The following is a 14,360-nucleotide window of genomic DNA, read 5'->3' on the forward strand; positions in this document are numbered from 1 at the left end:
GTCAGCTCCCCTCCACGCGTCGCTGGATGCCGTTCGCGAGGATGTTGAGGCTCGCGATGGCGATGAAGATCGCCACGCCGGGCCAGATCGCGACCCACCACTGCCCGGTCGAGATGCCCTGCGCACCGACCTGCACCATCGACCCCCACGTCGGGTCGGGCGGCGAGACGCCGACACCGAGGAAGTTCAGCGCCGCGATCACGATCACCGCGTTGGCCGCGGTGAGCGAGCACTGCACGAGGCACACGTCGACCACGTTGGGCATCACGTGCCGGAACACGATCCGGCGTGGCCGTGCGCCGGTGGCGATCGCGGCCTCGATGAACCGGCCGTCCCGGATGGACAGTGCCTCGCCGCGGATCAGGCGGATGAACCTCGGTCCGTTGATGATCACGATGGCGTAGACGATGTTCTGGATGTTGTTGCCGGTCAGCGACACGATGGTCACCGAAAGGACGATCAGCGGGAACGACTGGAACGCGTCGAGCGCACGCATCAGCCGCTCGCTCCACGGGCTCTTCGTCGACAGCGGCAGCCCGATGAGCAGGCCGAGGATCAGCGACGCGAGGGTGCCGATCAACGCGAGCGGCAGGTCGCGCTGTCCGGCCGCGATCACCCGGGAGAACACGTCGAACCCGTTGGCGTCGGTGCCGAAGATGTGCGTGCCGGACGGCTCCTGCAGCACGCTGGCCGGGTCCGGGGTGGTCGGCCCGTACGGCAGCGGCGCGAAGAACGCGGCCAGCAGCATCAGCGCCAGCATCCCGCCGCCGACGGCGATCCCCGGGTTGGCCCGCACGAACAGCCGCAGCGACGCCCGGCGGGTGGTCAGGGTCTCACTCATAGCTCACCCTCGGGTCCAGGGCCAGGACCACCAGGTCCAGCAGCAGGAACAGGGTCAGGGTCATCAGGCCCGCGGTGATCACGAAGCCCTGGATGACCGGCACATCCACCTTCAGCACGCCTTCAAGGGCCCACTGGCCCATGCCGCGCCAGTTGAACACCCGCTCCACAATGGATGCGCCGCCGAGCAGCGAACCGAACAGGATCGCGATGTAGGTGATGACCGTGGTGCGCGAGGCGAGGAACGCGTACCGCACGACGGTGCGTTCACGCAGCCCGCACGCCCGCGCGAACTCGACCTGCGGGGTGGTCAGCGCGGTGCCCATGCTGCCGCGCGCGGTCTTCGCGAAGTACGCGGAGTAGACGAGCCCGAGCGCGAGCACGGGCAGGGCGGCGTGGCCCAGCGCGGCACCGAACGTGGAGAAGTCGCCGCGGAACAGGCTGCCGAAGATGAGGAACGGCGGGTGGTCGGTGCCCGCGTCGATCGGTAGCCGCCCGATCGGGGCGGGCGCCCAGCCGAGCAGGAAGAAGAACACGTAGATGCCGACGAGCGCGAGGAAGAAGTCCGGCACCGACTGCAACGCCGAGGTGACGCCGCCGAGCAGGCGGTCCGGCCAGCGGCGTGCGAAGTAGGCGCCGGTGACGCCGATCAGCAGGCCGAGCCCGACCGCGATGAGCAGCGACAGCAGGATCAACTCGATGGTGTTGGGCAGGAACTTGCCGATGTCGGACAGCACCGGTTCGTTGGTGAAGAAGGAGGTGCCGAGGTCGCCCTGCAGGAGGTGGCTCCAGTAGGTCAGGTAGCGGTCCCACAGCGGCTGGTCGAGCCCGAGCTGGGCGTTGACGCGGGCGACCTGTTCCGGGGTGGCGAAGTCGCCGAGGATGGTGACCGCCGGGTTGCCGGGGATGAAGAACACCAGCACGAACGAGACGCTGCCCAGCACGAACAGCGAGATCGGCACGATCGCGACCCGGACGAGCGCGTACCGCAGCGCGGGGTGCCGCTTCGCCCACGACCGCCGTGCCTCGGGGGCCACCAGTGTCGTCACAGCACACTCACCCCACCGTCGACCGCGACGGTCTGGCCGGTGACCATCGCCGACCCGGCCGACGCGAGCCACCGCACCGCGTCGGCGACCTCCTGCGCGTCGGCGATCCGGCCGAGCGGGATGGTGGAGAGCTTCGCGGTCATGTACTCCGCGTTGTCGAGCACGTCCTCGGTCATCGGCGAGGGCACGATGGTCGGCGCGACCGCGTTGACCCGGATGCCCGCGCCCGCCCACTCCAGCGCGAGGGTCTTCGTGAGGTGGATGATCGCGGCCTTGGTGATGCCGTACATGGCCGAGCCCGCGATCGCGACGATGCCGCCGGTCGACGCGAGGTTCACGATCGCGCCGCCGTGTGCCGCCAGCGGTGCGTACGCGGCCTGGCACATCCGGAACGTGCCGCTCAGGTTGACCTCGGCGACCGCGTGCCAGATCTCCTCCGGCATCTCCTCGGTCCTGCCGCGCGCGTTGATGCCCGCGTTGTTGACCAGGAGATCGAGGCCGCCGAACCGGTCCACGGTGGCCGCGACCGCGGCACGGCACGACGTCCGGTCGCGCAGGTCCAGCTCGACCGCGTGCGCGGCGCCGGGGGCCGGGGCGCCGCTCAGGTCGGCCGCGACGACCGTGTAGCCGTGTGTGGCGAGGTCGGCGCAGATGACGCGGCCGATGCCGCCGGTCGCGCCGGTCACGAGCGCGACCGGCGGCCCGTCACGTTCAGCCATGGTGTGCTCCTTGTGTGGTGGTGGTCCACTCCGCGCGTGCGGAAGCCGGCAGCGGCCGGGACATCAGCGCCACGTCCGGGCTCAGTCGGTCGTCGATCCCGGCCAGCCGCAGCAGCGCCCACAGGGTCGCCAGGTTGCTGCTGATGGCGGGCGTGCCGGTCTCCGCCTCGATCGCGGCGAGCGAGTCGAGGGTGCGCCAGTTCGTGCAACTGACCACGACGGCGTCGGCGGCGGTGTCCAGGTCGGTGGCGGCGCGGTAGGACGCCGCCGGTTCGAGGCGCCCCTTGTCCAGGTTGGACAGGATGTGCAGGTCGTTGCGGGCCGCCACCCGGAAACCCGCCTCGGTCAGGTACGCGGCCGCGCCGTCCGCGACCGGCGTGACGTACGGCGTGACCACCGCGAGCGCGGACGCCGACAGCGCGTGGAGGGCCGCCACCAGCGCGCTGCTGGTGGTCACGATCGGGACGCCGTGCCGCCGGGTCAGCTCCGCGCACATGACCTGGTCGGAGTCCCGGCCCGCGAGGAAGCTGCCCGACGTGCACGCGTAGGCGATGGCGTCGACGCCGGCGCTGGCCAGTTCGGTCACCGCGCGGTCCATGCCGTCGTGCATGGCGAGCAGGCTCGCCGCCTTCTCCGCCTCCGTGGCGACCTCCGCGACGAGCACCCGCGTCGCGAAGACCGCCACATCCCTCGGCAGGTAGGCGGCGAACTCCGGCTCGACGGTCGTGTTCGTCGACGGGACGATCACGCCGAGCCGCGCCCTCCTGCCGTACATCAGCCCACCTCCGGCCGCAGCGGCACCCGGTAGCCCGGCTCGATCTCGTCGAGCAGGTTCACCACGTCGTAGGCGACGTCGATGCGGTCGCCCGCGTCCGGGTCCCGCAGCGTCGCCGTCCACCGGTCACCGAAGCGGATCTTCTTGGCGATGCTGGTGTACGTGCCGCAGTAGACGAGGTAGGAGTCCGGCAGCGACGTGACCCGCTCGGCGAGGATCGCCAGGATCTTCGGTGGAGCGAGGAAGACCGACGCGAGCGAGCTCTGGTACAGCTCACCGTCCACCGTGGACTCCAGCAGCAGGGTCCCCCACCGAGCCTCGATGTCGGCCCACCGCCACACCCGCGTACCGAGCGCGCTCGGACTGTACTGCTTGGACCAGATGATGCTCGTCCGCTCCAGCTCCCGGTCCGTGTGGTCGGACCCGACGCCGACGAACAGCTCGCCGTCCTGCACGACGAGCACGATCTCGGCCTCACCCGACGTGGTCGCGCTGTGCACGCCGATCGCGACGTCGGTGGTGATCGAGCTGACGGCCATCGGGTAGATCCGCGGCGCCGGGATGTCGAACGCGATCCGCACGCCGACGTCCGCGACCTCCTCCTGGTGGGCCACCGCCGACGACGCGTCGACGGTGGCCGAGCCCAGGTTGTACACGCGCGCCGGTGTCACCGCGAGCTGGGTGTCCACTCCGGACTGTTCGGCAACGAGCAGGGAGAAGGTGGTCACGACTCGTCGAACACCTTCTTGAGCGCGTGCGTGGCCTCCTCGATCGTGGGCATGCCACCCGGCAGCCCCGACATGAGGACCGCTTCGAGGACCTCGCGGCGGCTCGCACCGTGCTGCATGGCGCGCTTGGCCGACCAGATGATCCCGTCCGGGTCGCCCTTCACCGCGGTGGTGACGCCCACGAGCACGAGGTAGTGCGTCTTGTGGTCGAGCGCCTTGGGCTCCTCGGGAAACAGGATCTCCGCGGTCAGCTGGTCGTAGCGCCGCAGGATCTGCGGGTCGACCTCGGCCATCAGCTCGTGCACCGGCAGGAGCCTGCCGCCGCGCCGGGCCTTGGCCTGCTCGATGATCTCCTCGGCTGTGAGCTCCGTGCTGGTCACTTCTCAGATCTCCCGTCCGGCGAGTTCGCCTTCCCAGATGGCGTTGAAGATGCGGCGCGGCGACACGCAGTCGCCGATCGCCCGCACCGGTGTCTTTCCCTTGAGGTCGTGGAACAACGCGTCGTCCGCGGCGTTGCCGGTGGAGAGCACGACCGCGTCCACGTTCTCGTGCGTGGTGGTCTCCCCGGTCCAGACGTCGCTCAGCACCACCGAGTCCTCGACGATCGAGGCGACCTCGTGGTCGGTGACGAACCGGATGCCCTTGCCGCGCACACGGCGGTAGGTGGACTGGAGGTCACGGCTGGCCTCCATGTCCGGCGCGACCTGCGGCAGCCGGGTGACGATGGTGACGTCGTGGCGGCGGTCGGCCAGGTACTCGGCGGCCACGACGGGCTGCCGCGCGCCGGTGTCGTCGAAGATCATGACGCGCGGGCCGATCTCCGCCTTGCCGGACAGCACCTCGTTGACGGAGTACACGTTCCACTGGTCGGCGCCCGGCACGATCGACCCGTCACCCCACGAGGCAGGGTGCAGCGAACTCCACCCGTGCCTGAGCGGGGTGGACCCGGTCGCGATGATCACCTCGTCGTACCCGGAGTCCAGCTCGCCGACCTCGACGCGGTGCGTCAGCTTGACGTCCACCGTGGACTCATCGAGCCGCGCGATCAGCCAGTCGGTGATGCCCTGCCACTCGGCGTAGGTCTCCGACCGGCCGATCAGCCTCACCTGACCGCCCAGCTCGGACTCCTGCTCGAACAGGGTGACGTGGTGCCCGCGCTGCGACGCCGTCAGCGCCGCCCGCATCCCGGCCGGTCCACCGCCGACGACAGCGACGCGCCTGGGTTCGGCCGCCTCGGTGAGCGTGCCGACGCCGAGCTGCTTCTCCCGTGCCACGGCCGGGTTGTGCACGCACGCGAGCGGCGAGTTGACGATCGACGCCATGCACCAGTTCGCGCCGACGCACGGCCGGATCGTGTTCGCCCTGCCGTCCCTGGCCTTGTTCGGCCACTCCGGGTCCGCGATCAGGGTCCGCGCCATGCCGACCATGTCCGCCTTGCCCGAGGCGAGCGCCGACTCGGCCAGCTCGGGCGTGTTCATCCGGCCGGCCACCACGACCGGCAGCTCGGGCACCGCCGCCTTGATCCGGGCGGTGTCCTCGATCTGGAACCCGGCCGGTTTCGGGGTGGCGCCGTAGATGTTCATGCGCTCGATGTAGGTGCCCTGCGTGACCGAGATGTAGTCGATCAGCCCGGTGTCGGCCAGCGCGCGGGCGATCTCGGTCCAGTCCGCGTTGGTCAGTCCGCCAGGGACGTCGCCGTCGCTGCCGTTGATCCGGACGCCGACGATCTTGTCCCGGCCGGTCTCGGCGCGGGTGCGCTCGATGATGTCCACGATCAGCCGCAGCCGGTTCTCGAAGCTGCCACCGTACTGGTCGGTCCGGTGGTTCGTCGCGGGCGACAGGAACTGGCCGAGCAGGTACCCGTGCGCCAGGCCGTGCACCTCGACGCCGTCCAGCTCACCCTCGACCGCGTACCGCGCGGCGAGCACGTAACCCTGGATCAGCTCGTCGATCTCCTCGGTACTGAGGACGTGCGGCATCTCCCGGTACACCGTGCACGGCACCGACGACGGCGCCCACACCGGCAACCGGTTGACCGTGCCCGCCGTCTCCCGGCCGCGGTGCCACGGCTGGGCGAGCAGCAGCGTCCCGTGCTCGTGCACGGCGGCCGCCAGCTTCTTGTAGTTGGGCACCACGGCGGGGTCGAACGCGAAGATCTTCCCCTTGTACGGCTGGGTCGTCGGGTGGACGGCCATCGCCTCCATGGTGATGACGCCGACCCCGCCGCGGGCCCGCTCCGCGTAGTAGTGCACGTGCTCGTCGGAGAAGTTGTGGTCCTTCACCAGCTGCGTGCTGTGCGCGGTCATCCAGACCCGGTTCCTGGCGGTCTTCGGTCCGATCTTCTGTGGTGAGAACAGGTTCGGGTATTCGGTCACTATCGTCGTCATCCCTGCTTCAGCGTGTGGACGAACATCTCCCCGTTGGGGGCGTGCTGGTAGTTGGTGAAGCCCTCGCGCACCGCGTGCACGAAGTCGCGGTCCACCAGGTAGATGAACGGCGGGTTGTTCACCATCTGCGCACCGGCGTCGGCCACCAGCGCGTCCCGGTCGGCGCCCGGCGACATCACGCCGATCTGCTTGGCGAGGTCGTCCAGCTCGGGGTTCTTGTAGCCGTAGGTGTTGAGCTTCGAGAACGACGAGTTGTAGAGGAAGATCGAGTAGTACGGGTCGGCGACCGCGGGCGGCTCCAGGTACAGCAGCGCCTGGAACGTGCCGTCGTGGAAGATCGTGTTGATCTCGGTGGCGCTCGCGACGGTCTGGATCTTCACGTCGATCCCGATCTCCTTGAGCTGGCTCTGCAGCAGGATCGCGATCTGCTCTGCCTCGGGTCCCGGCCGGCTCGGGGAGATGTGCAGCGTGATCGACAGGTTCCCGACGCCGGCACCACTCATCAGCTGCTTGGCCTGCGCGACGTCGTGTGCGTACTCACCGTCGGCGGCGTTGTCGATGCCGTACGCGTGGGACAGCCCGCCGGTGGCCGGGGAGTTGAAGCCGCGGTAGACCGCGTCCACAATGGACTTCCGGTCGATGGCGAGCGAGATCGCCTTGCGCACGTCGGGCTTGCCGAGCTGCGGGTCGTTCGCGTTGAGCACCAGCGGGATCCGGTCGGCGGACGCGCAGGTCTGCACGTCGACACCTGGGGTGTCCTTCAGCTGCGCGTACTGCTCGTACTGCAGGCCGGTGCCGTAGTTGGCGTTGCCGGTGGACACCAGCTGCGCGCGGCTGGACGCGTCCGGCACCGACAGGAACACCAGCTTGGTGACGTCGCCGCGGTCGCCCTTGTAGTTCGGGTTGGCGGACAGGGTGAGACGGTCGCCGGAGACGAAGTCGGCGGGCTCCTGCGTCCACGGGCCGAACGTCGCGGAGTGGTTGAGCAGGTACTCCTTGCCCCACGGGTCCGCGTCGGTGACGTGCTTCTTGACGTCGGCGCTGTCCAGGATGCGGAACTGGGCCCAGGTGAGGATGGCGAGGTCCATGGCGCCCGCCGCGTCGAGGTGGATCTCGAAGGTCTTGTCGTCGACCACCTTGATCGGATCAGCCGCGTAGTTCGCGACGTCCTGCATCAGGGTGTTCGGGGTGCCGACCTCGAGCGCGATCAGCCGGTCGAAGGTCCACTTGACGTCGTTCGAGGTGAGCTTGTTGCCCGCGGCGCTCACGGCGTCCCGCAGCTTGACCGTGATGACCTTGCCGTCACCGCTGCGCTCATGGGACTCGGCGAGCTGGCCGGTCAGCTGGTCGACGTTGGCGAGCTGGTCACAGCCCTGGTTGGGCAGCTGCTCGGTATCCCAGCGGAACAGTGAGCTGGCCAGCTCGAAGCCGATGTTGCGGGAGGGATCGCCCTGGTAGTCGGCGGGGTCGAGGCTGGTGGGGAGGCCGGTCAGCGCGTAGGTGAAGGTCGGGGACGTCCCGCTGGCACCACCGCCGCCGCCTGACTCGCCCCCGCACGCGCTGACGGCCAGGGTGAGAGCGCCTGCGACGGCGACCGCCCTGGTGGCCCGCCCGACCCTCCGCGGAGCTCCGCCTGACCGTCCTAAAAGGAAGTTACGCATCATGGCATCCTCAAGGGTGTTCCGCTGAGCGGGAAATGATGATTAAGTTGTTCCAGATTTGACGCCCCGTTGGGGAGCACTGTCAAGCCCCCGATCCGAACGCAACAGCCCTGTAACCGTCGGCGGCGAGCCTGTTCCCGCCGACGCCAAGGAGGTGCCATGACCACAGTCGGTGATCTCCACGACCCGATCCACGCGGGCAGGCTCGAACTACGCAATCGCGTCGTCATGCCTGCTCACACCACGAATTTCGCGGTCAACGGCGGGTTCTCGGCGCGGCATCTCGCCTATCACCGGGCCCGCGCGGCGGGCGGCGTCGGCCTCATCATCACGGAGGGTATGCGGGTCCACCCGACGAGCCTCGGACGCACGAACACGGTCTCGGCCGGCGACGACCGGATCATCGCGTCACTGGGCGAACTCGTGGCCACCGTGCACGGCGAGGGCGCGAAGCTCGCCGCGCAACTGCTCCACGTCGGCCGTCAGGCAGGCAGCCACCTCGTGCTCACCGCTCCGTGGGGCGCGTCGCCGATCCCGTGGTCACCGACCGCGGCCGTGCCCCACCAGATGACCACCGCGGAGATCGCGGAGGTGGTGGACGCGTTCGCCGCGGCCGCCGTCCGCGTCGAGGCCGCCGGGGTGGACGCGGTCGAGGTCCACCTCGGCCACGGGCACCTGCCGCAGCAGTTCCTCTCCCCCGCGTCGAACCACCGAACCGACGGCTACGGCGGCAGCCTCACCGGCCGGCTGCGGTTCGCGCGCGAGGTGCTCGACGCGGTGGTCGCCGTCGTCCCCGACCTGCCGCTGATCGTGCGGATCAGCGGCGACGAGTTCCTGCCCGGCGGCCTCGACCTCGACACGATGCTGACCGCGGTCGAGCTGCTGGTCGCCGACCACCGGATCGACCTGCTGCACGTGAGCCACTCCGCCTACGTCGCCACCGCGAGCGTGGCAACGCAGATGGCGGACATGAGCTTCCCGCCCATGCCGTTCCGCCACCTTCCTGGAGCGTTCAAGAAGGCGTTCCCCTCGCTTGCCGTGCTCGCCGTCGGCCGGGTGGACAACCTCGACAACGCCCGCGAGCTGATCGCGGCCGGCGACGCTGACCTGGTCGCGCTCGCCCGCCCGCACATCGCGGCGCCGGACCTGGTCGCGCGGGACGGCGAACCGGTGCGCGAGTGCATCGCCTGCAACCAGGGGTGCGCGGGCAGGCTCGAACTCGGGCTGCCGATCGGCTGCGTGGTCAACCCGGAGGCCGGGTTCGAACGCGAGTGGGCGGCACTGCGCGCGGCGGCGCGGTCCGGTCCACACCTGCGCGTGCTCGTGGTCGGCGGTGGCCCCGCCGGGCTCGAAGCCGCGTGCGCGGCCGCGTCCGTCGGCCACCGGGTGACACTCGTGGAGGCGGCACCGGAACTGGGTGGCGCGTTGCGGTTCGCGGCCCGGCTGCCGATGCGCGCCCGGTTCGGGCTGATGATCGACCAGCTGGCGGCCGCGACCCGGGACGCCGGCGTGGACATCCGGCTCGGCACGACCGCCGACGCGGCGCTGCTCGCCGACGGGTGGGACCATGTCGTGGTCGCCACCGGCGGCACCGAGCCCTCGGCGCCGGCGGAGTTTCCCGCGATCCCGTTGCGGCAGGCGGTATCCGCGCCGGAGAAGACGGGTGACCACGTCGTACTCGTCGACGAGGACGGGACCACGACCGCGCTCGCGCTGGCCGACCGGCTGCTCACCGAGGGCAGACGGGTCACGCTGGTCACCGACCGGGCGGCACTGTCGTGGCGGGTGCCGGTGTACTCGCGGCCCGCGCTGCTGGACCGCCTGCGGAACCGTGGGTTCAGCGCGATCGTCCTGCGCCGCGTCGAGCGGATGGCGGGCCAGGACCTGGTGTGCGCGGACCCGATGTCCGGGCAGGAGCAGCGGATCGCGGCCGTGGACACGGTCGTGTTCGTGCGTCCCCCGGTGGCCAGGACCGACCTCGAACCGCCCGAGGGGGTGGTCGTCGGCGACGCATATACTCCCCGCACCGCGCTGGAAGCCGCGTTCGACGGCAGACTGGCCGGCCTGAGCGTGGCCCGCACCGACGCGGTGCGCGAGGCCGCGGCCCGGCTGCGCGGGCAACTGTGAACCAGAGTCCGAAGGGGACGAGCATGCAGTCGGTCGACCGGGTCACCGCCGTGCTGATGTGCTTCACCGACGGCGAACCCGAGTTGGGCGTCACCGACGTGGCCCAGCGTCTCGCGTTGCCGAAGAGTGCCGTGCACCGGGTACTCGAGGCGCTCACCAGCTCCGGCATGACCACCCGCTCCGGCGAGCGCGGGAAGTACCGCCTCGGCCCCCGCATCACCGAGCTGAGCCTCGCCGCGCTCGGCACCGTCGACGTCCGCTCGGTCGCGCTGCCGGTCATGGAGGAACTCCGCGACGCCACCGGCGAGACGGTGACGCTCACGTTCGCCATCGGCAACCAGCGCGTGTACGTGGCGCAGGTGGAGAGCAGGCAGGACGTACGCATGACGGTCGAGGTCGGCCGGCGGGCGCCGTTGTACGCGGGTGCTTCCGGGCGGGCGATCCTCATGACCTTCAACGAGGCGGAGCTTGACCACTACCTGTCGCTCGTGGAGCTGACCCCGCTGACCGACCGCACCCTCCACGACCGGGCGGGGCTGATCGACGTCCTGGCCGCCGACCGCACCCGCGGCTACACCGACAGCACGGGTGAACGCGACCCGTACGCCGCCGCGATCGCCGCTCCCATCATCGGGCGCAACCCCCGGGCGTTCGCCGGTCTCAGCGTCTGCGGCCCGAGGGCCCGCCTCGACGAATCAGCCCGCGTCACCATCGGCCCGATGGCCGTCGCGGCCGCGAACCGCATCTCGGACCTGCTCCGCGGCAACTGAGCCCCACTGCCCAAGGCCCGTTCACGGGCGGAGCTTCTCCGGGGTTGAGGACCGCCCAGATCCGCTGCCGGACGGCGGCCCACCGCAGGCGACGGTCGACAGCCGCGGCGACGTGGCGCTGGTGGTCGTCCCTTGGCCCGTTCCCACGCCCAAGGGACGACCACGGCGCCGGTCCCCTGACCAGTCACGGTTCGAGGTCGGTCACTCCGTTGCCGCTCGCCAGGTCGAACGGTACGGAGACCTGGTCGTGCGTGATCAACCAGTTCCCGTCGATCTTGCGGAAACAGTAGGTGACCCGGACCCACATACCGTTCGTGACCGTCCCGTTCTTCAGCGTTCCGCTGAGCCGGGCGAAGCAGTGCCCGAAAGCCACGTCATCACCCACAGTGAGCGTCAGGTCGCGAACTTCATAGTTCGTAACCTGGAAGAGCGTGAACGCGGTCGCCCAGTTCTTCGACTTCGCCGCCAGCCCCACGTGCTGTAGCGGCGGTTCGATGTCGAAGGACACGACGTCCGTCGCGTAAAGCTGTTTCAGGCTCTCGAGATCCTTGGTTCGGATTCCTTCGACGATCTTGTCGACCTGCTGCCTGATCCTGACGTCGTCCACCTCGTGTTGGGTTGGCATCGCTTCCCGTCCTCCAGTCGAACCTCGATCGTGGCTTCTCGCCCGTACGACGACACAGGCCCTCGGTATGTCACCCTCCGGGCTGACATTCCCAAGCGGCGAGGTACTCCTCGTGCGTCCAGTTCTCCGCCCGGGCCCGTTCGTCCGCCTGACGGCGACGCCGACCCTAGCCACGTCTGGCCTGTGGCGCGTCGATCAGGTGCCGCAGGCTCGACGTGCTGTGCTCGTGGGCCTCGCGAGGCAACGGATGTGCCCTCAGGTTTGCCCGGACACACCTTCCCCAGCCGGGCGGGAATCCATCAGGCTGGTCCTGTCGGCGGGCCCGCGGAGGTGGGTGACGTGATTCATGGGCGGGCGAGTGGTTCCCAGGGGCGGCCGAGTGCGGTGGACCGCCACACCGCGCGACCCACCGCAGTGCCTCCGGCGCAGGCCAGGCTGCTCGCTCTCCAGCGCACGGCGGGCAACGCGGTGGTGGCGAGGATGGTCACGGACACCGCACCGGGGCGGGGCCTGGCGCAGCAGCGCTTCACGACCTTCGAGAACCGCCTGCGCCCGCTGCTCGCCTCGCGCGTTGCCGCGCGCGGGGACGTCGATCCGTTGGTCTCCGCCCTGATCGCGGACACCGCCCCCGCCGTCCGCGCCACCCTGCTCGACCGGGCCAGGAAGCTGATCGACCAGTCCGAGGGCTACTCCGACGCGGCCGTCAACGCCGCACTCGCGGCGGTCGACCGGCACGATCCGGAGCGGTCGGCACGAGCCGTCCCGGGTGCGAAGTACCTGTCGCCCAGTGTGGTGACGGACGAGGTGGGCGCGGGCCACATCAACCGCGACACGCAGGACACCGTGATCGTGGAGGGCGAGTACTACGTGCCCGTCTACGTCGCCGTGATGGACGAGGCTCTCGGATCCACCCCGAAATTCAAGGACGTCCGCCAGGACGAGCACGGGATCGTACAGATCCACACCGGAGGGACACGATCCGACGATTCGGTGATGTGGTTCAGCTTCGGTCAGGCTCTCCGGCAGCTCAAGTGGATGGCGAAGTACCAGAAGCAGAAAGAGTCGGCCCAACCGCTCATTCGGTCCTTCCTGGCACCCCAGGTTGTCGTCAACAAGATCTCGGGCGGCATGATCACCGAGCGAGACGCCGGTGGAAGCACGGCGGACATCAACGTCGACAAGCGCTTCGCCCCCAACCAGATCGGCGTCCGGAACCCTCGCTCCCTGGAGCAACTGCGACAGAGCGCGCTTCCCGGATCATTACGCACGTACACCGATCTCATCGGACCTGCTCCGCGCGCCTGGGGCGACGCCCGTCCCGCGGACGAGCTCCGAGCGAGGGAAGGCGTTCCGATCGAGCGAATGGTCGACTACCCGATCTTCGCCGACGGCGGCGGCTTCACCGACTACAGGCACCTCACGAAGATCGCGACCGAGCTCGAAGCAATTCTGGACGCGCACGCGAGCACACCCAGGAACCAGAAGAACGACACCGTCGAGACGTTCTTCACCAGACATGCACCCGCGCGGTTCATCGCGATGGGCGAGGAGCCAGGAGCGCACGGCATCGCGGTGCACGAGTTCGTCCAGCAGGTCGTGATGCCCTGGCGCGACAGGGTGATCGGCGACCTGAGCATCACCGACAGCTACCAGCAACTCGTCCAGAGCGAGCTGCCGGAGCAACCCCAGACCGTCGAGGTCGCCGGGGAAAGGCAGGTGCTCAGGGGCGAGCGTCGATCCGAGGCGGCGGCACTCCACGAGGATCAGTGGCGGCACATGTGGGCACGGGCGCACATGATCAGGGCACTCAAAGGTTTTCAGGTGTCCTCGGCGGAGTTCGCGGAAGCCGGGAAGGCCCCGGAAGGCCCGAGGGTTCTCGGTGAGGTCCAGAAGTTTCAGAAGACCGTCCTCGGCGACTATCGCCACCGCATCGGCGATCGGAACACCCTGATCAAGGAGAATCCTCGGTACGCCCGGATCGCGGGTGACCTCAGGACCAGATTGCTCGCCGTCCTGCCGAACCAGCCCGGAGGCTCACCCCTGCGTGCCGTCCTCACCGGGCTCGCTCGCGTCTCGTTGGCCGTCGGCGGAACCGCCCTGGCGAAGGTGCGCGACCGGATGCGGGCCACCCGACGCTGGAAGTGAACGTGGCCATGGCCGCGTCCGCGGCGCAGAGGTCGGGTTTCGTCGAGGTGGCGGCGTGCGGGAGGACTACTGCCAGTAGCACAAAGGCCACCTCCAGCGGACTGGTCGCACGAAAGATGGAGGGCTAGTCCAAAATGAACCGGACGTTATCGGTTATCGGTGAGCCAGTTTCTACAAATCGCTCTACACAAACCTTGGCCACCCCCGAAGAAATCAACCATTCTGAAGGAACTTCACTCCAGGACCCGAAATGATCGAAAACGAGCCCCTCGGGACCCGAGAATTCGCCGACAGAGTGATATGAGCTTCCCGACACATCAGTCCATCCCAAATGCACGCGCACACCATCCGTCGAATACGACAGTGATTCACCACTTGCGACCACAACATCTACCGTCGGGCATCCTCTTGCTGATCGCAAACCCTTTGCGAGTTCGATCGCATGAAACACATCGCCGACGACTTCACCCACGATATGGATTTCACTTTCGGAATATGGGTTATAGTAGCTGATATTCATCCTGTACAACCAGG

The 14,360-nt window shown here is 69.1% G+C and carries 13 protein-coding genes; 3 read left to right on the forward strand and 10 right to left on the reverse strand.

Annotated features, from left to right (window positions below; translation table 11 throughout):
- Position 1: 1 nt before the first annotated feature.
- Genes BLA60_RS15525 through BLA60_RS15560 form a run of 8 tightly spaced genes read right to left on the reverse strand, consistent with a single transcriptional unit; the run spans position 2 to position 8,162 of the window.
- Complete coding sequence (locus BLA60_RS15525) at positions 2 to 841, reverse strand: ABC transporter permease (protein WP_084734969.1); 840 nt, start codon at positions 839 to 841, stop codon at positions 2 to 4.
- Positions 834 to 1,889 carry an ABC transporter permease gene (locus BLA60_RS15530; RefSeq protein ID WP_245812001.1) on the reverse strand — a complete coding sequence of 352 codons (1,056 nt, stop codon included), beginning with the start codon at positions 1,887 to 1,889 and terminating at the stop codon, positions 834 to 836. Before BLA60_RS15530 ends, BLA60_RS15525 begins: the two co-directional genes overlap by 8 nt.
- Positions 1,886 to 2,608: an SDR family NAD(P)-dependent oxidoreductase gene (locus BLA60_RS15535; RefSeq protein ID WP_075133574.1), complete on the reverse strand. Its 723-nt coding sequence runs from the start codon at positions 2,606 to 2,608 to the stop codon at positions 1,886 to 1,888. Before BLA60_RS15535 ends, BLA60_RS15530 begins: the two co-directional genes overlap by 4 nt.
- Positions 2,601 to 3,383 (reverse strand): maleate cis-trans isomerase family protein, encoded by a 783-nt coding sequence (locus BLA60_RS15540; protein WP_075133575.1) that lies wholly within the window; start codon positions 3,381 to 3,383, stop codon positions 2,601 to 2,603. Before BLA60_RS15540 ends, BLA60_RS15535 begins: the two co-directional genes overlap by 8 nt.
- The gene (locus BLA60_RS15545) at positions 3,383 to 4,111 is read right to left on the reverse strand and encodes a DUF2848 family protein (RefSeq protein ID WP_075133576.1); all 729 of its coding nucleotides are present in this window, start codon (positions 4,109 to 4,111) and stop codon (positions 3,383 to 3,385) included. Before BLA60_RS15545 ends, BLA60_RS15540 begins: the two co-directional genes overlap by 1 nt.
- Positions 4,108 to 4,491 (reverse strand): carboxymuconolactone decarboxylase family protein, encoded by a 384-nt coding sequence (locus BLA60_RS15550; protein ID WP_075133577.1) that lies wholly within the window; start codon positions 4,489 to 4,491, stop codon positions 4,108 to 4,110. Before BLA60_RS15550 ends, BLA60_RS15545 begins: the two co-directional genes overlap by 4 nt.
- A gap of 3 nt (positions 4,492 to 4,494) precedes the next feature.
- Positions 4,495 to 6,498, reverse strand: a complete 2,004-nt coding sequence (locus BLA60_RS15555) for an oxidoreductase (protein ID WP_075133578.1) — start codon at positions 6,496 to 6,498, stop codon at positions 4,495 to 4,497.
- The gene (locus tag BLA60_RS15560; RefSeq protein ID WP_075133579.1) at positions 6,495 to 8,162 is read right to left on the reverse strand and encodes an ABC transporter substrate-binding protein; all 1,668 of its coding nucleotides are present in this window, start codon (positions 8,160 to 8,162) and stop codon (positions 6,495 to 6,497) included. Before BLA60_RS15560 ends, BLA60_RS15555 begins: the two co-directional genes overlap by 4 nt.
- Positions 8,163 to 8,318: 156 nt before the next feature.
- Between BLA60_RS15560 and BLA60_RS15565 the strand changes: the two genes are divergently transcribed.
- Positions 8,319 to 10,286 carry an oxidoreductase gene (locus BLA60_RS15565; RefSeq protein WP_075133580.1) on the forward strand — a complete coding sequence of 656 codons (1,968 nt, stop codon included), beginning with the start codon at positions 8,319 to 8,321 and terminating at the stop codon, positions 10,284 to 10,286.
- A 23-nt stretch (positions 10,287 to 10,309) separates the two neighbouring features.
- Positions 10,310 to 11,056 (forward strand): IclR family transcriptional regulator, encoded by a 747-nt coding sequence (locus BLA60_RS15570; protein WP_075133581.1) that lies wholly within the window; start codon positions 10,310 to 10,312, stop codon positions 11,054 to 11,056.
- 184 nt (positions 11,057 to 11,240) lie between these two features.
- Here the strand turns inward: BLA60_RS15570 and BLA60_RS15575 are convergent, their stop codons facing one another.
- Positions 11,241 to 11,681: a YybH family protein gene (locus BLA60_RS15575; protein WP_075133582.1), complete on the reverse strand. Its 441-nt coding sequence runs from the start codon at positions 11,679 to 11,681 to the stop codon at positions 11,241 to 11,243.
- Positions 11,682 to 12,161: 480 nt separating this feature from the next.
- On the opposite strand from BLA60_RS15575, the gene BLA60_RS15580 reads away from it, so the two are divergent.
- A complete protein-coding gene (locus tag BLA60_RS15580; RefSeq protein WP_154814370.1) occupies positions 12,162 to 13,826 on the forward strand; it encodes a hypothetical protein in 1,665 nt (554 codons plus the stop codon).
- A gap of 124 nt (positions 13,827 to 13,950) precedes the next feature.
- Here BLA60_RS15580 and BLA60_RS43280 read toward each other — a convergent pair whose 3' ends face one another.
- Positions 13,951 to 14,346, reverse strand: a complete 396-nt coding sequence (locus BLA60_RS43280; protein WP_154814371.1) for a hypothetical protein — start codon at positions 14,344 to 14,346, stop codon at positions 13,951 to 13,953.
- Positions 14,347 to 14,360 lie beyond the last annotated feature (14 nt).

Source organism: Actinophytocola xinjiangensis (assembly GCF_001921215.1).
Lineage (GTDB): Bacteria > Actinomycetota > Actinomycetes > Mycobacteriales > Pseudonocardiaceae > Actinophytocola > Actinophytocola xinjiangensis.